This window comes from Mesorhizobium sp. M4A.F.Ca.ET.020.02.1.1, from assembly GCF_004022645.1.
GTDB lineage: Bacteria > Pseudomonadota > Alphaproteobacteria > Rhizobiales > Rhizobiaceae > Mesorhizobium.
Genome location: NZ_RZOI01000024.1, coordinates 1 through 20,788, shown reverse-complemented (window position 1 = coordinate 20,788; position 20,788 = coordinate 1). Strand labels below are relative to the sequence as shown.

At 64.6% G+C, this 20,788-nt stretch carries 17 protein-coding genes and 2 pseudogenes; 13 read left to right on the top strand and 6 right to left on the bottom strand.

From position 1 onward, the window contains the following. Nucleotides 1–67: 67 nt before the first annotated feature. The 4 genes from EN742_RS03540 to EN742_RS03525 form a co-directional block, all read right to left on the bottom strand. Nucleotides 68–1,138: an ABC transporter substrate-binding protein gene (locus tag EN742_RS03540; RefSeq protein WP_126056006.1), complete on the bottom strand. Its 1,071-nt coding sequence runs from the start codon at nt 1,136–1,138 to the stop codon at nt 68–70. A 30-nt stretch (nt 1,139–1,168) separates the two neighbouring features. Next, entirely contained in the window at nt 1,169–2,002 is an 834-nt protein-coding gene (locus EN742_RS03535; RefSeq protein WP_128332438.1) for an ABC transporter permease, read from the bottom strand. After that, the gene (locus EN742_RS03530; protein WP_127407680.1) at nt 1,999–2,886 is read right to left on the bottom strand and encodes an ABC transporter permease; all 888 of its coding nucleotides are present in this window, start codon (nt 2,884–2,886) and stop codon (nt 1,999–2,001) included. Before EN742_RS03530 ends, EN742_RS03535 begins: the two co-directional genes overlap by 4 nt. A gap of 97 nt (nt 2,887–2,983) precedes the next feature. Then, nucleotides 2,984–4,264, bottom strand: coding sequence for an FAD-dependent oxidoreductase (locus EN742_RS03525; RefSeq protein ID WP_128332437.1), 1,281 nt, complete (start codon nt 4,262–4,264; stop codon nt 2,984–2,986). A gap of 196 nt (nt 4,265–4,460) precedes the next feature. Between EN742_RS03525 and EN742_RS03520 the strand changes: the two genes are divergently transcribed. The 6 genes from EN742_RS03520 to EN742_RS03495 all read left to right on the top strand — a co-directional run bounded on the left by EN742_RS03520 (nt 4,461) and on the right by EN742_RS03495 (nt 10,352). After that, a complete protein-coding gene (locus tag EN742_RS03520; protein ID WP_128332436.1) occupies nt 4,461–5,618 on the top strand; it encodes a fumarylacetoacetate hydrolase family protein in 1,158 nt (385 codons plus the stop codon). 50 nt (nt 5,619–5,668) lie between these two features. Then, nucleotides 5,669–6,094, top strand: coding sequence for a hypothetical protein (locus tag EN742_RS03515; protein WP_128332435.1), 426 nt, complete (start codon nt 5,669–5,671; stop codon nt 6,092–6,094). Between the two features lie 223 nt (nt 6,095–6,317). Then, complete coding sequence (locus EN742_RS03510) at nt 6,318–7,250, top strand: substrate-binding domain-containing protein (protein WP_127406936.1); 933 nt, start codon at nt 6,318–6,320, stop codon at nt 7,248–7,250. Between the two features lie 205 nt (nt 7,251–7,455). Beyond that, nucleotides 7,456–8,442, top strand: coding sequence for an ABC transporter permease (locus EN742_RS03505; RefSeq protein ID WP_127406937.1), 987 nt, complete (start codon nt 7,456–7,458; stop codon nt 8,440–8,442). 3 nt (nt 8,443–8,445) lie between these two features. Beyond that, nucleotides 8,446–9,240: an ATP-binding cassette domain-containing protein gene (locus tag EN742_RS03500; protein ID WP_126056014.1), complete on the top strand. Its 795-nt coding sequence runs from the start codon at nt 8,446–8,448 to the stop codon at nt 9,238–9,240. 89 nt (nt 9,241–9,329) lie between these two features. Then, a complete protein-coding gene (locus EN742_RS03495; protein ID WP_126056015.1) occupies nt 9,330–10,352 on the top strand; it encodes a LacI family DNA-binding transcriptional regulator in 1,023 nt (340 codons plus the stop codon). A gap of 339 nt (nt 10,353–10,691) precedes the next feature. Here the strand turns inward: EN742_RS03495 and EN742_RS03490 are convergent, their stop codons facing one another. Further along, nucleotides 10,692–11,480, bottom strand: coding sequence for a methyltransferase domain-containing protein (locus tag EN742_RS03490; RefSeq protein WP_189375158.1), 789 nt, complete (start codon nt 11,478–11,480; stop codon nt 10,692–10,694). A 59-nt stretch (nt 11,481–11,539) separates the two neighbouring features. Next, nucleotides 11,540–12,121 carry a TetR/AcrR family transcriptional regulator gene (locus tag EN742_RS03485; RefSeq protein WP_126056017.1) on the bottom strand — a complete coding sequence of 194 codons (582 nt, stop codon included), beginning with the start codon at nt 12,119–12,121 and terminating at the stop codon, nt 11,540–11,542. A 167-nt stretch (nt 12,122–12,288) separates the two neighbouring features. Between EN742_RS03485 and EN742_RS03480 the strand changes: the two genes are divergently transcribed. The 7 genes and pseudogenes from EN742_RS03480 to EN742_RS03440 form a co-directional block, all read left to right on the top strand. Continuing rightward, nucleotides 12,289–12,624, top strand: a complete 336-nt coding sequence (locus EN742_RS03480) for a hypothetical protein (RefSeq protein WP_245482455.1) — start codon at nt 12,289–12,291, stop codon at nt 12,622–12,624. Next, nucleotides 12,618–15,800, top strand: a complete 3,183-nt coding sequence (locus EN742_RS03475) for a multidrug efflux RND transporter permease subunit (RefSeq protein WP_126056018.1) — start codon at nt 12,618–12,620, stop codon at nt 15,798–15,800. The genes EN742_RS03480 and EN742_RS03475 overlap by 7 nt, the downstream gene beginning before the upstream one ends. Nucleotides 15,801–15,835: 35 nt before the next feature. Further along, entirely contained in the window at nt 15,836–16,990 is a 1,155-nt protein-coding gene (locus tag EN742_RS03470; RefSeq protein ID WP_126056019.1) for an efflux RND transporter periplasmic adaptor subunit, read from the top strand. Nucleotides 16,991–17,555: 565 nt separating this feature from the next. After that, nucleotides 17,556–18,248, top strand: coding sequence for a GntR family transcriptional regulator (locus EN742_RS03455; RefSeq protein ID WP_126056020.1), 693 nt, complete (start codon nt 17,556–17,558; stop codon nt 18,246–18,248). 27 nt (nt 18,249–18,275) lie between these two features. Then, nucleotides 18,276–19,382 carry a mandelate racemase/muconate lactonizing enzyme family protein gene (locus tag EN742_RS03450; protein ID WP_128332434.1) on the top strand — a complete coding sequence of 369 codons (1,107 nt, stop codon included), beginning with the start codon at nt 18,276–18,278 and terminating at the stop codon, nt 19,380–19,382. Nucleotides 19,383–19,667: 285 nt separating this feature from the next. Beyond that, nucleotides 19,668–20,018, top strand: a pseudogene (locus EN742_RS03445) (DUF427 domain-containing protein); the annotation flags it as partial. Nucleotides 20,019–20,374: 356 nt separating this feature from the next. Then, nucleotides 20,375–20,788, top strand: a pseudogene (locus EN742_RS03440) (homoserine dehydrogenase); the annotation flags it as partial.

Sequence of the window (20,788 nt, the reverse complement as noted above, 5' to 3'; positions counted from 1 at the left end):
GTCCGCCACCGCACCTGCTGCAATAGCAGAGTCGGCAAGGGACAAGTTACAAAGGTGGAGCCGCAGCTTACCCCCCGGCCTTCACCTTCTCGAACATCTTGGCGACGTCGTCATTCTGCTTCATCGGCCCGGTGAAGATCGTGGTCTTCAGCATCACTTCCGGATCCGACGGCAGTTGCAGCTTGTCCAGTTCGTCCTTCGCCACGCCGGCGAAAGCTGTGCTCAGCGAACTGCCATAGCCATAGGACTGGATCAGATACTTGCCCGAGTCGGCGTCCAGCCGGCTGTTGATGAAGTCATAGGCGAGATCGACGTTCTTGGCGTCCTTCAGCATGACGAAGCCGCAGGACCAGGTCAGCATGCCCTCCTTCGGCTTCATGAACTCGACCGGCACGCCCTGTTTCTTCAGCGATGTGGCCGACGCGTTCCAGGTCATGGCGGCGACGAGCTGGCCGCTTGCCAGCGCCTGTTCGACCGAGGTCATGTCGGTGGTGTAGCTGGACAGCAGCGGCCGCTGCTCGCGCAGCTTCTCCGCCACCTTGTCCATCTGCTCCGGAGTCATGTCGAAGGGGTTCACGCCGGCGAGCAGTGCCGCGACGATCGGCGTGTCATGCACGGCGTCGATGGTCGCCATGCGACCGGCATACTGCTTGTCCCACAGAAGCTTCCAGCTCGCCTCGGGGTTCTTGACCAGATCGGTGCGGTAGAGGATCGAGGTGTTGCCCCAGTCCCACGGCACCATCCAGACCTTGCCGTCGCCGGCCTGGATGTCGGGCAGGTTCTTGAACACCGGGAAGATTGAATCCCAGTTCTTGATGCGCTTGGTGTCGATCGGCTGCAGCAGGCCTTCCTTGTTCCAGCGCGCCACCTTGTCATAGCAGGGGTGCGCGATGTCCGGCCGGAAGCCGGCCTTGACCTTGGTGAAGGCGTCGTCGTCGTCGCCGAAGATCGAGGCCTCGACGCCGTCCGGATGGGCCGCGAGGAAGCTCTTGTTGAAGTCGGGCAGTTCGTAGCCGGACCATGTGAAATACTGCAGCTTGTCGGCGGCAAAGGCGACGGTCGACGACAGCGCGAGCGCCAGGGCCGTAAGGCCGGCGCGGGTCTTGTGTCCGGTGATCGATTTCAGCTGGAATGTCATTTTCGTTCTCCTCTCTTTCGTTGTTGTGGTTCAGGCTGGATTGGCGGCGGCTGGCCGGCGCGCAGCGCCAAGGCCGCGGTGGCGCAGGATTTCGGCAGTGCCGGCAATGATGAAGGACACGGCCAGGATCACCGTTCCGAGCGCCATGACGATCGGCAGCGAGCGCGGGAAGCGCAGCTGGCTCCAGATGTAGAGCGGCAGCGTCGGCTCGGTGCCGGCGAGGAAGAAGACGACGATGAACTCGTCGAAGGAGATCAGGAAGGCAAGCATGAAGGCCGACAGCACGGCCGGCACACTCAGCGGCAGCATGACGCGTCGGAACGTCGTCCAGTCGGACGCGCCGAGGTCGAGCGCCGCCTCGCGGATGGTCTTCGGGATGGCGGCGAAGCGGCTGCGCATGACGACCACTGTCGTCGGCAGCGCGACCAGGATGTGGCCGAGCACGATGGCGACGCGCGACGGGCCGAGGCCGATCAGATTGACCAGGATCAGCAGCGAGATGCCGACGATGACGCCTGGAATCAGGATCGGCAGCCGCGCGATGGCGCTGATCGTGGCGGCGAGCGGCGAGCGGCCGAAGAGGTCCATATAGGACACGGTGATGCCGCAGAGCGTAGCGCCCGAAGCGGCGATGACGCCGATCACCAGGCTGTTGGCGAGTGCCCCCGACAAGACCGGATTGCCGTAGAGCGTCTCGTACCATTCAAGCGTGAAGCCCTGCAGCGGAAACGCAGCCTGGATGGAATTGTTGAAGGAAAACAGCGGGATCAAAAGCACCGGCAGATAGAGGAAGACCAGATAGCCAAGCACGTAGAGGCCGAGCCAGCGACCACCTGTGTCGGTCCCGGTGCGCGTCGCGCTCATGTGCGGCTGCCAAATCTGCGGTCGGCGCCGCGCGCGACCAGCACCACGCAGAGGATGACCAGCATGACGCAGACCGAAAGGGCGGCGCCGAACGGCCAGTCATTGGCCTTGCCGAACTGCGACTGGATCAGCGTGCCGATCATGGTGCTGGCCGGGCCGCCGACCATGGCCGGCGTGACATAGTCGCCGACCGTCGGCACGAAGACGACGAGGGCCGCCGCCAGCACGCCCGGCATCGAATTCGGCAGCACGACGCGGCGGAACGCGGTGAACGGACGGGCGCCGAGATCGGAGGCGGCTTCGAGCAGCGATTTCGGGATCGTGTCCAGCGCGACGTAGATCGGCAGGATGGCGAAGGGCGCGTAGGCGTGGGCAAGCGTGACCACCACCGCCGCCGGCGTGTTGAGGAAGGCCAGCGTCGGCTCCGACCAGAGGCCGCTTTCGATAAAGGCCGAGTTGAGCACGCCATTGTAGGCAAGCACGATCTTCCAGGCGAAGACGCGCAGCAGGTAGCTTGTCCAGAACGGCAGCGTCACCAGGAAGAGCAGCAGGCCGCGGCGGCGTCCGGCATGGAAGGCGAGGTAGTAGGCGACGGGATAGGCGGTCACCACGGTCACCAGCGTCACAAGGCCGGCGATCACCAGCGAGCGCAGCGTCACCGTCCAGTAGAGCGGATCGGTCGCCACGGTGACGAAGTTCGCGGCGGTCAGGCCGACGCCGAGCAGCGAGCCGTCATTGCCTCGGAAGGCAAGGAAAATCACCAGGCCGAGAGCGAAGAGGATCAGGAAGAAGGTGACCAGTCCGCCCGGCAGCAGCATGGCGAAGCGGAACACCGGCGAAGCGCGAGTTTCCGGCAATGGCTGACTTGCTGCGATGGCCGACATCGATCTGCCCGTCGGAATTATGAAATCGACTTAGACTTTTTCATATTCGTGAAACTGTCAAGCTGAATCGCGCGGTGAAGGAACGTGTTCAGCGAAATCAGCGCTCCAACGCGTCGAGCATCCGGTACCAGGCGATCGTCGCGGCAACGCCGACCTGCCGGAAGGCGTGGAACGGGATCGGCCTGATCGGCGACAGCGGGAACGGCAGTTGCCGCGCATCGCCGCTCGCCAGGTAGCTTGCCATGCGCTTGCCGAGCGCGCTCATCAGGCCAACGCCCCTGCCCTGGCAGCCGACGACGGCAAGCAGGCCTTTTTCGGGCTCGTGGATATGCGGCAGGTGATCCGGCGTCATCGCCACGCGGCCGAACCAGCGTTTCTCGATCGCGACGCCGGCAAGCGCCGGATAGAGACGGATCAGGGCACGTTCCAGATGCGCCCAGTCCGCGGCGCTGGAGGGCAGCGCCATGCGCCCGCGCCCGCCGAGCACCAGGCGACCGTCGGCGCTTCTGCGATAGTAGACGAGGATGCGGCGCGAGTCCGACACCGCCTGCCCGCCCGGCAGGATGCCGGCGCCAACATCGGCCGGCAGCGGCGCAGTGGCGATCTGGAAGGAGTGCAGCGGCACGATGGTCCGCGCGAGGCCAGGCAGAACGCCATCGGTGTAGGCGTTGGTGGCAAGCACGACCGCCCTCGCCCGCACCTCAGCGCCGCTTTCGGTCGAGATCCGCCAGAGACTGGCGTCCTTGGCGAGCTTCACCACCTTCTGCCGTTCGGCGATCCCGACGCCAGCGGCAGCAGTGACCCGCGCCAGTTCCACCGTATAGGCTAGTGGATCGACGACGCCGGCGCGGCGGTCGAGCCAGCCGCCGAGATAGCCCTGGGCGCCAGTCATGGCCGCGATCTCGGCCTGGCTGAGCAGTTCGACGTCGGCGCCACGTGCCCGCCACTGGCGATCCCGGTTTGCTGCCGCAGTCAAAGCGGTCTCGGTGTGCGCGGCTTGGATCCAGCCGTTGCGGGTGAACGGCACCGCCAGCTTCTCGTCGCGGATCAGGTCGAACACCGCATCGGCTGTCGAGGCGGCAAAATTGACCAGCGCCTCGCCGCGCTCCTTGCCGAAATGCTCGACCAGCCATTCCGGATCGTATTTCAGGCCGGGGATGACCTGACCGCCATTGAGACCCGAGGCGCCCTCCCCGATCGCTCCGGCCTCCAGCACCTGGACGGCGAGATCCTGCCGCGCGGCATGGAGCGCGGTAGAAAGGCCCATGATGCCGCCGCCGACGATGACCGCATCGATCGGCCCGGCTGGCGTTTGCGGCTGCAACGCGAACACCGTCTTGGGCTTCTGCCAGATCGGGTCCGAAAACAGCTTGGGCAAGGATCACCTGGGAGATGCAATGGGCTTGTGAAAATCCTATTGTTGATTTCACGGATTTGAAAGTGCGTTCGATTGTGCCAGCCGGCCCGTGGCTGCGGACCGCGCTCGCCCTGGCACACAAATGATCCCGTTGGCGGGATGGACGTCTCGACCAAATCCGGGGAAAGTGCCGCGCGCCAAAGAGAGGACCGAAGCCATGACCGACCCGACCCGCCTGCCCGCCGACGGCCTCTTCATCGGCCGCGCCAGGACCAGCGAAACGGCCTATCCGCTGGTGGTCACGGTGCGCGACGGCATGGTCTTCGACATCACCTCGAGCGCGGCGCCGACCGTGCGCGACCTCTGCGAGTTGCCAGACCCGGCTGGCTATGTTCGCTCCGCCAAGGGCAAGCCGATCGGCGCGCTTGAAGACATCACCGCCAACAGTTTCGAGGCAGAGCGCGACGCGAAGAAGCCCTTCCTGCTCTCGCCCGCCGACCTGCAGGCGGTGAAGGCTTCCGGCGTCACCTTTGTGGTCAGCCTGCTCGAGCGCGTCATCGAGGAACAGGCGCGTGGCTCGGCGGAGAAGGCCGATGCCATCCGTGCCGACATCGCCGGGCTGATCGGCCACGACCTCTCCAAGCTGAAGCCCGGCTCGCCGGAAGCGATGGAAATCAAGGCCAAGCTGATCCAGCGCGGCGCCTGGTCGCAATATCTGGAAGTGGGCATCGGTCCGGACGCCGAGATCTTCACCAAATGCCAGCCGATGGCGTCGGTCGGCTTCGGCGCCGATGTCGGCCTGCATCCCGTGTCCACCTGGAACAATCCGGAGCCGGAGATCGCCATGATCGCCGACAGCACCGGCCGGATCGTCGGCGCCACGCTCGGCAACGACGTCAATCTGCGCGACGTCGAGGGCCGCTCGGCGCTGCTGCTCGGCAAGGCCAAGGACAACAATGCCTCGGCAGCGCTCGGTCCGTTCATCCGGCTGTTCGACGAGACGTTTTCCATTGCCGATGTGAAGCGCGCCACGGTGCGGCTCAGCGTCGAGGGCGAGGACGGGTTCTCGCTGGAGGGCGCAAGCTCGATGGCCGAGATCAGCCGCTCGCCGGAGGAGTTGGTCAAGGCAGCGATGGGGCCGCATCACCAGTATCCCGACGGGTTGGCGCTCTATCTCGGCACCATGTTCGTGCCGTCGAAGGATCGCGGCGAGAAGGGCAAGGGCTTTACCCACAAGGTCGGCGATATCGTCACCATCTCGTCGGAAAAACTCGGCGCGCTGGTCAACCGTGTGCGCCTGTCACCGGATTGCCCGCACTGGACCTATGGCGCCAGCCATCTGATGCGCGACCTCGCCAGGGCCGGTCTGATCTGACAACCCTGCAAGAACCGGCCTTCATCAACACAATTTTATGTTGAGGCCCGGTGACTGCGGGCCGCTTCGGCTACCGGGTGCAGGCCAGGGGCAGCAATCCGGAAGCCGCCGCCCATGCCGGCATCGCGACGGGCAACGTCTGGCTCATGGCGCTGGCACTGATGGGCGCAATTGCGGGACTCGCCGGCGTCGTCCATCTCGGCGCGCAGGGCACCATCCTCTCAATGACGGCAACGGCTTTGCGCTGCTGGCAATCGCCGCGGCGCTGCTTGGCGGCACGAGGCTGTCGCGCGGGCATGGCAGCGCCATCGGCGCCGCCATCGGCATACTGGTCATACAGGCGGTGCCGAGCGCGATCCCTCTGCTCGGCATCGATGCCACATGGACAAACCTCGCTGTCGCTGGCGGTCGACTGGCTGGGCAGGATCTGGCGCGGCCGGCGCGCGGAGCGCAGGCAGAACGGTCCGCGCGGCTGAGTCCCGCTCGACAACCTCACGCAAATATCACCCAAACTGATGCAATCTGATGGGATTGCTGATGGCGTCCTGCCTTGCGCCAACATCCATTGGCGCTTGGAGGCTTGCCATCGGGCCGGAAAGGGGATGCCCTCTAAGCACCCGCTCGGCGCTGGCAGGAAATGCGATTTTTGGGCCGCATCGCGTCCGACGTGGAAGTCGTTTCAACATGGGAGGAAACCATATGCTGACGAGGCTAAGACTGCTCGTGCTTGGCTTGATCGTGGCGCTCGCCATTCCGGCGGCGGCGCAGGCCAAGACCTTCTACTGGATTTCGCATGGTGGTCCGGCCGACCCGGTCTGGACCTACTTCCTGGCCGGCGCCAAGCAATGGGCGACCGATACCGGCAACTCCGTCAACACCTCATTCCATAATGGCGACGTGGCGTCACAGCAGGAGGCGGTTCGCGCCGCCATCTCGGCCAAGGCCGACGGCATCGTCACCACCAGCCCCGATCCGGGCAGCCTGGTCGAGATCGCCAAGGAAGCGCGCGCGGCCAACATCCCGATCATCAACTTCAACACGCCCGATCCCAAGGCCAACTTCAACGCCTATGTCGGCGGCGACAACGTCACTTTCGGCAAGCACTGGGCGCAGTATCTGGTCGACAAGGGCCTGGTGAAGAAGGGCGACTTCGTCTGGATGCCGGTCGAGGTTCCCGGCGCCACCTATGGCGTGCAGGAAGAGGAAGGCATCAAGAGCGTCTTCGAACCGCTCGGCATCACCTATGAAATCACCGAGGCGACGCTCGACCAGGCAGAAGTGATCAACCGCATGGTCGACTACCTGACCGCGCACAAAGGCAAGGTGAAGGCAATCATCGGCCTCGGCGACCTCGTCACCGGCTCGATCAAACGGGTGTTCGACCAGGTCGGCATCAAGCCCGGCGAAATCCCGGTCGTCGGCTGGGGCAACTCGCTCGACACCACCCAGGAAGTGCTGAACGGCTATGTCAACGCCGCGCAGTGGCAGGACCCGCAGGCGACCAGCTACGTCGCGCTCTCGCTCGCCAACATGGCGGCCGCCGGCATCCCTCCGGGCTTCAACGTTATCACCGGCGCGCTCTACGAAAAGGACACCGCCGGGGTCTACGACAAGATCCTGTCCGGGAAGTGATCCGTCCCCTGCAGCGCCGCGCGTCATTTCCAGACGCGCGGCGGGCAGCTCGATTTTGCGCACGGCCTTTGCGAGAATCCGGTCCGATTTTCGGAATCGCCTGCGCACAGTCGCGGCCGCTCCCGTAGCCGCGACTGTCCTTTTTCACTTCGCCGAGCCCCCTGACACGGCCGGCGTTCTCGACCTTTCCACCCAAGGATTCAACGTGGAAAACCATTCGCTTACCCAACGCCTGATCGCGAGGCCGGAATTCGGGCCCTTCGTGCTGCTCGTCATCGAGCTCGTCGTCTTCTGGGTCATCAATCCCGATTTCCTGTCGCCGCAGAACATCTCCAACATCCTCGCCTTCACGGTCGAGCTTGGCCTGATCGCGCTGGCGATGACGCTTTTGATGACATCGGGCGAGTTCGACCTCTCGGTCGGCTCGCTGTTCGGCTTTTCGCCGGTGCTGATGTGGACGCTGTTCAATGGCGGCGTCACCTCGCTGGAGGTAGGCCTGCTTGTCGCGCTGGTGGTCGCGGCTTTCATCGGGCTGGTCAATGGCTGGTTCGTGACGCAGCTCAAGATCCCGTCCTTCCTGGTCACGCTCGGCATGCTCCTCGTCGTGCGCGGCACGGCGCTGTTCGTCACCGACGGGTTCCCGCAGCGCACCTGGAGCGCCGAAGGCAGCTGGCTGGCGGAAGCGCTGGTCGGCGATTTCTTCATTGGACCGTTCCGCATCTACATGTCGTTGTTCTGGTTCATCGGCGCGGCGATCGCGCTTGGCTACGTGCTAACGCAGAGCCGCACCGGCAACTGGATCCAGGCCGCAGGCGGCAACCCCAACGCCGCCCGCGCGCGCGGCGTGAATGTCAATGGCGTCAAGGTCGGCCTGTTCGTCGTGTCGGCGCTGATGGCCTCGCTCGCCGGCGTCATCTCGTCGTTGCGCACCTCCGCCGCCAATCCCAACAGCGGCACCGGCTACGAGCTCGAGGTCATCGCCATGGTGGTGATCGGCGGCACGGCGTTGACCGGCGGTCGCGGCACCATCATCGGCACGGTGCTCGGCATCCTGATCCTGCGCGTGATGCGCAACGGCATCGTGCTGATCGGCGTGCCGGGGCTTGCCTACAACATCTTCATCGGCGCCATCATCCTCGGCATGATGGCGCTGCACTCATGGCTCGAACGCCGGCATCAGGCAGGAACGTGACCCATGGCTGAACCGCTGATCCGCATGCAGAACATCCGCAAGTCCTACGGGCGCGTGCAGGCGCTGGTGGACGCCAATTTCCACGTCAACGAAAAGGAGATCGTCGGCCTGCTCGGCGACAACGGCGCCGGCAAATCGACGCTGATCAAGGTGCTGTCGGGCGCAGTGCCGCTGACCAGCGGCGACATCTTCATCCGCGGCAAAAAGGTCAACCTGCGCAGCACCAGCGACGCCATCGCCCACGGCATCGAGACCATCTACCAGGATTCCGCGCTGGTCACGCAACTGTCGATCGCGCGCAACCTGTTCCTCGGCCGCGAGCCGATCAAGCCGCCGCGTTTTTTGAACCGCATGGACCAGGAGGCGATGAACACGGTGGCGCGCGACCTGCTGAAACAGGTCGGCATCTCCAAGAACATCCCGCCGACGACGCCGATCGGCTCGCTGTCGGGCGGCGAGCGGCAGGCTGTGGCGATCGCCCGGGCCATGCATTTCGACAGCGACCTCATCATCCTCGACGAGCCCACCAACAATCTCGGCGTCGCCGAGACGCAAGGCGTGCTGAGCTTCGTGCGCAACGCCCGCGATTCCGGCCATTCCTGTATCTTCATCGCCCACAACATCCACCACGTCTTCCAGGTGGTCGACCGCATCGTCGTCATGCGCCGTGGCAAGGTGGTGGCCGACGACATCGATCCGAAACAGACGACCGTCGCCGACGTCGAGCGGATCATCACCGGCATGTCCGACAAGGACATCCGTGACGCCCTTGCGGCGGGCACGCAACCGCAAGGCTGAAGCCTCCGCCGCTGGCGGACGTCAATCATCCGCCCGGTCAGTCATCACGCGTCTGGCACAGGATCGCATACGCTCCTATGACTGGAACCATGAAAGCCACCGTCGCCGACATCGCCAGGAACTGCGGGCTGTCGACCGCGACGGTCGACAGGGTGCTGAACAACCGGCCCGGCGCCAGCGCCGCCAACCGGCAGCGCGTCATGGAAGCGGCGAAACAGCTCGGTTACCTGCCTGTCGTCGACCAGGTGGCGCTGCCGTCGAAGCCGGCGCATCTGGAATTCTTCCTGCCGATCGGCAGCAATGCCTTCATGGTCGATCTCGCCCGCCATATCGAGGACTATGCGGCGCGCCTGCCGCTGGTCGCCTCCTGCCGCATCCACAGCCTTGCCGGCATCTCGCCCAGCACGCTGCAGGGCGCCGTCGAGAACCTGTCGCTCAAGGCGAACGGCGTCGGCGTCATCGCCGTCGATCATCCGAGAACCCGCAACATCCTGCGCGAGCTTGTCGAGGCCGGCATCCGCCTCGTCACCCTGGTGTCGGACGTTCCGGCGGCGCCGCGCTCGGCCTATGTCGGCATCGACAACCGGGTGGCGGGACGCACGGCGGCGCTGTTGATGGGCCGCTTCCTCGGCGGTCGCAGCGGTCATCTCGCCATGGTGGTCGGCTCGCGTTCCTACCGCGGCCATGAGGAGCGCGAAATGGGCTTCCGTTCGGTGTTGAGCGAGGAATTCCCCAACCTCACCATCTCAAGCGCCGTCGAGATCAATGACGAGCCGGAGGTGAGCTACACCGCGACGATGAAGGCGCTGCACAACGAACCGGAGCTGCTCGGCATTTACTGCGTCGGCGCCGGGCGCTCGGGTGTGGCAAAGGCGCTGCTGGAATCCAGGCCGCGCACGAAGCCGGTGTTCATCTGCCATGACCTGACCAGGGAGACGCGCGGCTATCTGGTCGACGATCTCTGCGATGTCGTCATCGACCAGAATGCACGACTGATCGCCGAGCAGTCGGTGATCCGCCTGCTCGGCTCGATCGCCTCCTCGGCGCCGTACCTGACGAAAAAATTCATCGAGCCGCGATTGATCTTCAAGGAAAACGTGCCGGTTCAATAGGTTAGCTTGCCTTGGCAAGGCTGCTTTGCCCGGATTTGTCGGAGGATTGCCGAGGGGTGCGGCAATTCTGCACATCAGCTATGCACGTTTCATGGTTGCCGAATCGTTAAGCAACCAGTACGTATCTGGGTGTCGGCCGTCTCCTCCTCCCAGATGTGATGCCGACGGTGAATGCGGTACACCTCCTCCCGTGCCGCATTCGAAATCGAGCCCGCTGCCTCCTCCTCCCGGCAGCGGGCTTTTTCTTTGCCCGCATGGAAAATGCGGAGGCGACGCCAGCCCCCTCACCCGGATTGCCAAATCATACTGGAAAATCAGGAGTGCTGGCCAATTGCGCGCCTAGCCTCTAGCTGTCGCCAGATTGGTGCTGAGTTCGAAAGCGACGCCCGATCCATCGGAGTGGGACTGCAGCACGGGCGCGCTCCCGCTCACGATGTCCTCCACGACCCGCTTGCGTTCCTGATCGGCCATTGCCTTGCCGGCAGCACTCATGCCGACCAGCGCCATCGTATTCAATCGCAGGAGGGGCGCGCCGTCCTCAAAGTGTATGGTGCGCGATATTGTCCTTGATCGAACGTCGTGGAAGCCGGCGTCTCGGAGCAGCGCCTCGAGCGGCGGCGCATTCCCAAAGCTGTGGCGCAGGTCCGCGATTGGGCCGAGGAGTCGCTCGGCGACGCGGCGGAGTTCTCGAAAGAAGGGGATTTCCTCATCGGTGCGCCAAGTGGCAACTGCCAGCCGGCCGCCCTGCGCCAGTGCTCGCCGCATTTCTGCCGCCGCGGCGGGCTTGTCGGGAAAGAACTGCAGCCCCTGCTGACAGACCACAACGTCGAACTGCTCTCCGTCACGGAGCGGCAGTGCGCCGGCATTGCCCACGCGCCAGTCGATGTCTGGCGCCACGGTGCGCGCGACGGCAAGCATATCTGGGCTGATGTCGACGCCGACAACACATCCGGCGGCACCGAGCCGTTCCCTGGCAACGCGCGCAACTATTCCTGTGCCGCAGGCGATGTCCAAGACACGATGGCCTGGAGTCAGCTTTACTTCTTCGAAGGTCACTTCGGCCCAAGGGCGGAAGAGGCTACCCACGAGCCAGCGCTCGTACATCTCCGGAAAACTTGCCTGACCCATTGCGTAGCTGGGCGCCTGATTCTGAGGCAGGATCACAGAGCCAGGATGAGGCGACGACATCAGCGCGCCCTGAACGACGCAATCAGGCCCTCCGCCATGCGCACGAACTGCGCGCTCGGGCCTTCCGACCCGACGCTCTGCATGGAGACCCGCGCGCCCTCGAGCAGCAGCGACAGCGTGTCGGCGAGAAGCTCGGCCTGGCCGATGCCGGCTTCGCGGCAGAGCGAAACTAGCTTTTCGCGCTGGGCTTCCTTCAATTCCTTGATGACGCGTCTGGCCGGATGATCGGTCTCGCTGAGTTCGACGGCTGCGTTGGCCATGTCGCAGCCGCGGCTATCGGCACTGAGCATTTCCGAAGCCTTTTGAACCCAGTCATGCAGCTGGGCTAGCTTGTCTCCGGGGTGCCTGGCTTCGAACTCGTCCCAAATCCGTGAAGCCTTTGCCGCCGTGGCGCGCAGGCATTCGATGATCAGGTCATCCTTGGATTCGAAGTGACGGTAGAGCGTCATCTTGTTGGTGCCGGCAGCCTCGGTGATGGCGTCGACGCCAACACCCTTGATGCCGTGCTTGTGGAACATGTCCTGCGCCGTCTCCAGGATCCGATCCCGGGGGCGAGAGCGCTCCACGACGCCGTCTGCCATCATGATCTCCTTTCGTTTCCAAAAATCCCTCGGCCACCTCTTGACTAAGGTGTTACCGGTCTGTAACTTCCAGAATGTTACTTACTGGTAACACCTATGTCTCTCCGCGTCAACGACAAGACCCGATCGGTCCTGCAGGGTGAGATAGGGCCAGAAACCTGCCTGTCATGCGGCTTCGGCCGGTGAAGAAGAGAAAAACGGTTCGCGATCATTCCGATGCGGGCCGCAAGCAAGGAACCGCTCCTATGCAGAAGCGCAAAGACCTGACGATCGACGAGGCCATCCGGGATCCGATGATCCGGCTGGTGATGATGGCGGATCGGGTCGACCCGCGCAGCTTCGAGGCGATGCTGCGTTCAAAGGCGGCCATGCAGGCGCCGGACCGCAAGGCGCTGCCGCGTTTTCTGGAAGACTCAAGCTCAGTGCGTAGCCGGCAGCTGTCCAGGATCGCCAACGCGTTTGGCGAAGCAAAAGCATTCAACGAGGCCTGCGTCTCATGGTGAACTATTTCGTCCAACGTCCGATCTTCGCATCGGCGATCGCCATCATCATGGTGCTCGCCGGCGCGATCGCCTATTTCCTGCTGCCGGTGTCGCAGTTCCCCGACATCACGCCGCCGCAGGTCGTGGTCAGCGCCCACTATCCGGGCGCCAGCGCGCAGGTCGTGGCCGATACGGTAACCACGCCGCTCGAACAGCAGATCAACGGCGTGCAGGGCATGACCTACATGTCGTCGACGAGCTCCAATGACGGCTCCTCGACCATCACCATCACCTTCGATGTCGGCTATCCGCTGAGCACGGCCGCCGTCGACGTCCAGAACCGCGTCTCGCAGGCCGCGTCTTCGCTGCCGGCGATCGTCAACCAGGGCGGCGTGACGATCAAGAAGCAGAATCCCAATTTCGTGCTCATCGTCGACCTCACCTCGCCGGACGGCTCGGTCGATCCGGTGGCGCTGAGCAACCTCGCCTATCTGCAGGTGGTCGACCCGCTGAAGCGGCTGCCCGGCGTCGGCGACGTGCAGATCTTCGGCGAGCGGCGCTATTCGATGCGCGTCTGGCTCGACCCGGACAAACTGGCAAATCTCGGCATAACCGCCGTCGACGTGCAGAACGCCATTGCCGAGCAGAACGTGCAGGTCGCGGCCGGCAAGATCGGCCAGTCGCCGGCGCCGGCCGGCACCGCCTTCGAGATGCAGGTCAACGCGGTCGGCCGCCTCAGCGACCCGAAGGAATTCGGCGAGATCGTCGTGCGCGCCAATTCTGAAAACGGCTCGCTGGTGCGCCTGCGCGACGTCGCGCGCATCGAACTCGGCGCGCTGCAATATTCCTCGTCCGCTTTCTTCGGCAAGGACCCGACGGTGGTGCTCGCCGTCTACCAGATGCCGGGTTCCAACGCGCTCGACCTGCAGCAGCGGGTCAAGGACAAGATGCAGGAGTTGTCGGCGCGTTTCCCGAAGGGCGTCAACTACGCCATGCACTACGACACGACGCGCTTCGTGTCGGCCTCGATGCATGACGTTCTGATTACGCTTGGCGAGGCGCTGGTGCTGGTCGTGGCGGTGGTGTTCATCTTCCTGCAGAGCTGGCGCACCACCATCATCCCGACCATCGCCATCCCAGTGTCGCTGATCGCAACGCTGGCGGTGATGTACATGCTGGGCTTCTCGCTCAACATGCTGTCGCTGCTCGGCATGGTGCTGGCGATCGGTCTCGTCGTCGACGACGCGATCGTCGTCGTCGAGAATGTCGAGCGACAGCTCGAGGCCGGCCTCAAACCACTTGCCGCGACACGCGCGGCGATGGCCGAGGTGACAGGACCGATCATCGCCACAACCGCGGTGCTGATGGCGGTGTTCATCCCGGTCGCCTTCATCCCGGGCGTCTCGGGGCGGCTCTACAACCAGTTCGCGCTCACCGTCGCGATCTCGGTCGGCATCTCGGCCTTCAACTCGCTGACGCTGAGCCCGGCGCTGAGCGCCGCGTTCCTGCGCCATCGCGGCGAGACGCAGTTCGTCTTGTTCCGCTGGTTCAATGCCGGCTTCGAATGGCTGTCGCATGCCTACGCCCATGGCGTGCGCATCCTGATCCGGCTGCGCTGGGCCATGCTCGGTCTGTTCGCCGCCGGCCTGGTGGCTACCTATTTCGTCTGGCAGAAACTGCCCTCGACCTTCCTCCCCGTCGAGGACCAGGGTTATTTCTTCGTCGTCATCCAGCTGCCTGACGGCGCTTCGTTGGAGCGCACCGACGCGGTGGCCGAGAAGGCGCGCGACATCCTGCAGAGCACACCCGGCGTCGACATTGTCGGCTCGATCAGCGGCCTGAACTTCCTGACCAGCGCCGCGCAGTCGAACTCGGCGGTGGAGTTCGCGATCCTGAAGCCTTGGGACGAGCGTGGACCCGACCAGAATGCCTCGAAGCTGGTCGCTGAGGTGCGCAACAAGCTGCTGCAGATACCGGAGGCCTTCGCGCTCTCCTTTGATCCGCCTTCGATCCCGGGCCTCGGCACCACCGGCGGCTTCGAGTTCCAGGTCGAGGATCTCTCCGGTCGTGGCAGTGCTGCGCTCAACGATGTCACGCAGGCGCTGATCGCCGAGGCGCGCAAGCAGCCGGAACTCAATCCGCAGCAGCTGTTCTCGTCCTTCTCGACGTCGACACCGCAGTTCAACTACGACCTCGACCGCAGCAAGGCGAAACTTCTGGGGCTCAGCCTGCCCGATGTGTTCAACACACTGCAGATCTATCTCGGCTCGCTCTACGTCAACGACTTCAACCTGTTCGGCCGCACCTTCCGGGTGACGATCCAGGCCGACAAGGATGCGCGCGCCGATGCCACCGACATCTCGCGGCTCTATGTGCGCAACGCTGCGGGCGGCATGGTGCCGCTGAGCACGCTGGGCAGGCTGGTGCCGATTGTCGGCCCCGAGACGGTGCCGCACTACAACAACAATGCATCGGCCCTGATCAATGGCGGTGCCGCTCCCGGCTTCTCGTCCGGACAGGCGGTGGCGGCGATGGAGCGGGCGGCGGCGACGGTGCTGCCCAGGGACTTCGGCTATGAGTGGACCGGCATCACCTTCCAGGAGCTCAAGGCCGGCTCGATCGCCTCGATCGTGTTCGGGCTTGCCATGGTGTTCGTCTTCCTGATCCTGGCGGCGCAATACGAAAGCTGGGCGATGCCCTTCATGGTGTTGCTCGCCGTGCCGCTCGCCCTGTTCGGCGCCTTCCTGGTGCTCCTGCTGCGCGGCATGCAGATCGACGTCTACTCGCAGATCGGCTTCGTCATGCTGATCGGCCTGGCGGCGAAGAACGCCATCCTGATCGTCGAATTCGCAAGACGACGGCGCGAGGAAGGTTTGAGCATTGTCGAAGCGGCGATGGAGGCCGCGCGGCTGAGGCTGAGGCCGATCCTGATGACGGCGTTCGCCTTCATCCTCGGCGTCCTGCCGCTGATGTTCGCGACGGGTGCAGGTGCTGCCAGCCGGCAGTCGATCGGCACCACCGTCTTCGGCGGCATGGTGGCGGCGACGGTGCTGTCGCTGGTGTTCGTGCCGGTGTTCTACGCGGTGATTGAAAAGCTGCGCGAGCGAGGCGAGGACAGAGAGCCCGCTCCGCACCATCAGGATATTGAACCGACCGCCGAGCCGGCGCTTCAGCCGCTCGCCCAGGCGGCTGAATAGCTCGCGCAGGCGGCGGAAAACGATTGGAGACCAAAATGCGTAAATGGAAAATCGCTTTGGGAACGGCCGTGGCGCTCGGTGCCATCTCGATGGCCAGCGTCCATCTGCTCGACATGGGCAGTCTCAGCCTCAATGCCGGCACGGCAGGGGCAGCGCCGGCTCCGGCGGCGTTCGTGATGCCGGTGCCGGTGGTGAACGTGGTGAAGAGGACGCTGCCGATCTATCTCGACTATGCCGCGCGGGTCGAACCGATCCGCAGCATCACCCTGCAGGCCCGCGTGCCGGGCTACCTGCAGGAGCAGGCTGCCGCCGACGGCAGCGACGTCAAGCAGGGCGACCTGCTCTACCGGATCGCGCCCGAGGACTATCAGGCGGCACTCGACCAGGCGAAGGCCGAGATCGAGCGCGACACGGCGACGCTCGACTATGCGCGGTCCAATCTCGGCCGCGGCACGGAACTCGCCAAGAGCGGCTATCTCGCCAAGGACAGTTTCGACCAGCGTACGAGCACCCTGCGCGCGGCCGAGGCAGCGCTTGCAGTCGACAGGGCCGCGCTGCGCACCGCCCAGCTCAACCTCGGCTATTCGGAGATCAAGGCGCCGTTCCCGGGCCGTATCGGCCGCAACCAGGCCTCGGTCGGCACGCTGGTCAGCGTCGCCGGCACGGTGCTCAACACGCTGGTGCAGCTCGACCCGATCTACGTCACCTTCAATCCGAGCGAGACCGATCTCGTCGAAATCGAAGCCGCGAAGGCAGCCGGCCCGATCGCCGTCGATGTTCTGCTGCCCGGTGAGACTGAGCCCAGCCAGAAGGGCGAGCTCACCTTCATCGACAACACGATCGACCATTCGACCGGCACGATCACGGCGCGGGCGACGATCGGCAATGCGAAATTCTCGCTGCTGCCCGGCCAGTATGTGCGGGTCCGGCTGCACGTGAAGGAGCAGCCGAACACGCTGATGGTGCCGCAGGTGGCGCTGGGGTCCAGCCAGCTCGGCAAGTACCTCTATGTCGTCGGCAAGGGCAACACGGTCGACCAGAAGCTGGTCTCGCTCGGGCCGACCGACGGCGACCTGATATCCGTGACATCAGGCATTTCCGAGGGCGACCAGGTGATCACCGGCAATCTGCAGAAGATCGGACCCGGCATGCCGGTCTCGCCGCTGCCGCAACAGAAACCGGCCAGCTGATAACCCCCATCAGTCCCGGTCCCGCGGCGCCCTCGACTCCCACGTCGAGGGTGCCGTTTTGTTGAGAAGTTCCACCAGCCCGGCAATGTCGGCGCGCTCGGCCTTTTGCCGGCAGCATGAAGGCGCAATAGGGCTGGCCGAGGCGCACCGAGACGGGCGATAGCGCGATCAGGCGACCCGCTTCGAGATCGGCGCTGGCCATGATCTTCTGGCCAAGCGCAATTCCCAGCCCCAGCCTCGCGGAGGATACCGCCAGGCTGGACAGGCCGACGCGGCGGCCATGCGAGGGATCCGGCGCGCGATTGCCGCCGGAGGCGCCGAACCATTCCGCCCAGCTCGGGTTACACCGCGCACCGCGTCACCACGGTCGAGGGCGAGCGCCAGCGCATGATCGCGGTGTTCTCTACTACGAGCGGCCCGGCGCAATGTTCAGCGAGGAAGAGCGGATCAGCTTCTACGGCCGGGCGGCTTGAGCCATCGACAAAATTCCGGAATTCGTAAATTGCCCTCTTGTTGGATTGTCGACAATCTGCTTGTCTTGCAATCCCTCATCCGGAGTAGGCGCATGGCGAAGCTGGATTTCAGTCCGATCGCGGATACGACGCGGAGGGCAGAGATCGTCGCGCTGCTCAGACGCGCCATCCTGACCGGCCAGTTGGAACCAGGACAGAAGCTCAACGAGCTCAGGATCTCCGAACAGATGCGGGTGAGCCGCGCGCCGTTGCGCGAAGCGATGCGCGAATTGGTCCAGGAAGGCATCCTGAACAGCATTCCTTACGCCGGCACCTTCGTCATCGATGTCACCGCCAAGGACATCATCGACGCCTATTCGCTCAACAAGGTGCTCGACGAATTCGCCATCGAATGCACCTGGCCGCTGCGCGACCAGCGCTTCTTCCACGAACTCGACCGCCGCCACGAAGCAGTGAAGCAGGCGACGCGGGCGCTCGACACCACGCGCCAGATCGAGACTGCGCTGCAATTGCATGGCCTCATCTACGAATGGGCCGACAATTCCGTACTGCTCGAGACCTGGCAGCGCCTGACCAGCCGGCTGCAGATGTATTTCGCCCTCCACCAGCAGGCCCGCGCCGAGCCGGTACCCGCCGAGGATGTGCATGACACCTATGTGCGCCTGCTCAAAGGCAACGACATGCGCGCCGCCCAACGCCATGCGCGCGAACATATCGACCTCGATTTCGAGGAGCTTCTCGCCTATGCGCGCGGCCTCGAAAAGCGCGCATCGAAGGGCGCCTGACCAATCCCGCAGACAACGGACGACAACGTGAAGATCAAGAGTATCAAAGCCTACCATGTCGTGCAGCCCTTCGTGGACGGGCCCTACCGCATGTCGAAGGGGCGCGTCGCCGATTGCTTCGACGCGGTGATCGTCGCCATCACGTCCGACAACGGCGTGACCGGCTGGGGCGAGATGGCGCCGCTCGGCAATTTCTACTCGGCCGCGTTCCCGGCCGGCACCCGCGCCGGCGTGCCGGAAATCGCACCTCATCTCATCGGCCAGGATCCGCGCGGCCTTGCCGGCATCGGCCGGCTGATGGACACGGTGTTCAAGGGCCACCCCTACATCAAGTCGGCGCTCGACATGGCCTGCTGGGACCTCGCGGCGCGCGCCGCCGATGTGCCGCTGGTGACCATGCTCGGCGGCCGCGAGAGCGAGACGGCGGAACTCTACAGGGTCGTCCCGCACGGTACGCTCGATCAAATGGCCGCGCTTGCCAGGCGCATCGTCGCCGAGGGCTACCACCGGCTGCAGGTCAAGGTGGGCGGCAATGTCCGCGACGATATCGAGCGCGTGACGGTGGTCGCTGCCGCCGTGCCGAAGGGCACGGTCATTTTCTGCGACGCCAACGCCGGCTGGACGCCTTATCAGGCGCGCCAGTTCGCCGACGCCACGCGTGGCATCGACTACACGTTCGAGCAGCCCTGCACGACGCTCGACGAGAACATGTCGGTGCGCCGCATGCTCGACAAGCCGATGGTGCTGGACGAATCCGTCACCTCGCTGGAGGAGATGCTGGAAATTCACCGCAGGGGTGCCGCCGACGGGCTGACGCTGAAGATCTCGCGACTGGGCGGCGTCACCAGGACGCGTCAGATCCGCGACGTTGCCGTCGACCTTGGCTTCATGATCACGGTCGAGGACACCGGCGGCGCCGAGATCGATACGACTGCGATGGCGCATCTGTCGCTGTCGACGCCGGAAGAGCGCCGCCTGCACGCAATCGCCTTCCACGAATGGGTGACGGTGCGCACCGCCTCGAACAAGCCGCCGGTCACGGGAAGCCGCATGGGCATTCCCGACGGGCCCGGCCTCGGCATCGACGTGGTGCCGGATCTGCTCGGCAAACCGTTCTTCGAGATCGGCGGCTGAAGATGAATATCCGCCGCATATCGGCAACGCCGATCAACCTGCGGCTGGAAGCGCCCTATCAGTGGGTATTCGGCGAGCTCGACGGCTTCTCGCCGACCATCGTCGAGGTCGAGACCGAGGATGGTCTCGTCGGCCTCGGCGAGGCGCCGACGCCTGGCGGCGGCCGCCGTCGTCAACGATGTGCTTGCGCCACGCCTCGTTGGCCGCGACGCCTTCGACATCGCAGGCGCCGAGCAAGCCTGCCTGCCCTTCTGGACCGGGGTGCAGTCGATCAACGACCGCACCCGCATCATCCTCGACGGTGAGCAGGTGGCCGATTCACGGCGCGGCGTGTTCCTGTTCGAGACCGGCCATCCGGTGCGCCACTATCTGCCGATCTCGGACAGCAGGCTCGATATGTTTGCGCCCAGCCGCTACATCTCGCGCTGCCCCTACAAGGGCATCTCCAACTATTACCATGTGACGACCAGCACCAGGCGGCACGAGAACCTCGTCTGGTACTATCCCGAGCCGGTGCACGAGGCCGAACGCATCAAGGGGCTGGTCTGCTTCCACCACGAACTGGTCGACAAGATCCTGGTCGACGGCGTCGAAATCCCGAAAGAGGCTACAGCGGCGTCCGACGGGTATTTCTGAGCGGCGAATCTTGCGTCATCCGTCGCGGGCGAAGCAACGTAGCGGGATGAAACAATCACCGCCTCGATCCTTCGCGCCCCCTCTGTCCTGCCGGACATCTCCCCCTTGGGGGGAGATTGGCAGCTTGGGCGCCCCGCTCAGTCCTGCAAGGTTGAGCATTAGCGAAGGCGCAGCGACGGCTGATCTCCCCCCTTGTGGGGAGATGTCCGGCAGGACAGAGGGCGAGGACCCGTCGACAGCGAATTGATTCCCCCCGGCAACGCCGAAATGTCGGTTGAAATATTTTTCAAATAGAAATAGGAATGTTCAAAAGATCATTTCGGCGCAGCGGCGCGCCAAGGACCGGAGGAAGCGACATGTCCCATCCGCAATTCGCAGCGGAGCTCCTGCAGCGCGCTGAAAAGCACGGGCCGATCACCATCGGCCTGGCCGGCGCCGGGCAGATGGGGACGGACATCGTCGTCCAGGTCGCGCTGATGCCGGGCATGCGCATCGGCGCCATTTCCGAGGTCCGGCCGCAGGCGGCGATCGACGCCGCTCTGCTTGCCGGCCATGACCGCGCTGACATCGTCCAGGCGCCCAACGCCGCGGCCATCGACCGCGCCATCGAGGCCGGCAAGATCGCCGTCACCGAGGATTTGCATGCGCTTGCCGCCGCCGGCCGCATCGACGTCATCATCGACGCCACCGGCAACCCCAACATCGGCACGCTGTTCGCCCTCGAAGTGATGAAGAACGGCAAGCACATCGTCATGCTCAATGTCTGTCTC

Coding starts and splice junctions, on each gene's coding strand:
- EN742_RS03540 (WP_126056006.1), bottom strand. CDS start 1,138: ATGACATTCCAGCTGAAATCGATCACCGGACACAAGACCCGCGCCGGC.
- EN742_RS03535 (WP_128332438.1), bottom strand. CDS start 2,002: ATGAGCGCGACGCGCACCGGGACCGACACAGGTGGTCGCTGGCTCGGC.
- EN742_RS03530 (WP_127407680.1), bottom strand. CDS start 2,886: ATGTCGGCCATCGCAGCAAGTCAGCCATTGCCGGAAACTCGCGCTTCG.
- EN742_RS03520 (WP_128332436.1), top strand. CDS start 4,461: ATGACCGACCCGACCCGCCTGCCCGCCGACGGCCTCTTCATCGGCCGC.
- EN742_RS03510 (WP_127406936.1), top strand. CDS start 6,318: ATGCTGACGAGGCTAAGACTGCTCGTGCTTGGCTTGATCGTGGCGCTC.
- EN742_RS03500 (WP_126056014.1), top strand. CDS start 8,446: ATGGCTGAACCGCTGATCCGCATGCAGAACATCCGCAAGTCCTACGGG.
- EN742_RS03495 (WP_126056015.1), top strand. CDS start 9,330: ATGAAAGCCACCGTCGCCGACATCGCCAGGAACTGCGGGCTGTCGACC.
- EN742_RS03490 (WP_189375158.1), bottom strand. CDS start 11,480: ATGGGTCAGGCAAGTTTTCCGGAGATGTACGAGCGCTGGCTCGTGGGT.
- EN742_RS03485 (WP_126056017.1), bottom strand. CDS start 12,121: ATGGCAGACGGCGTCGTGGAGCGCTCTCGCCCCCGGGATCGGATCCTG.
- EN742_RS03480 (WP_245482455.1), top strand. CDS start 12,289: ATGCGGCTTCGGCCGGTGAAGAAGAGAAAAACGGTTCGCGATCATTCC.
- EN742_RS03475 (WP_126056018.1), top strand. CDS start 12,618: ATGGTGAACTATTTCGTCCAACGTCCGATCTTCGCATCGGCGATCGCC.
- EN742_RS03470 (WP_126056019.1), top strand. CDS start 15,836: ATGCGTAAATGGAAAATCGCTTTGGGAACGGCCGTGGCGCTCGGTGCC.
- EN742_RS03455 (WP_126056020.1), top strand. CDS start 17,556: ATGGCGAAGCTGGATTTCAGTCCGATCGCGGATACGACGCGGAGGGCA.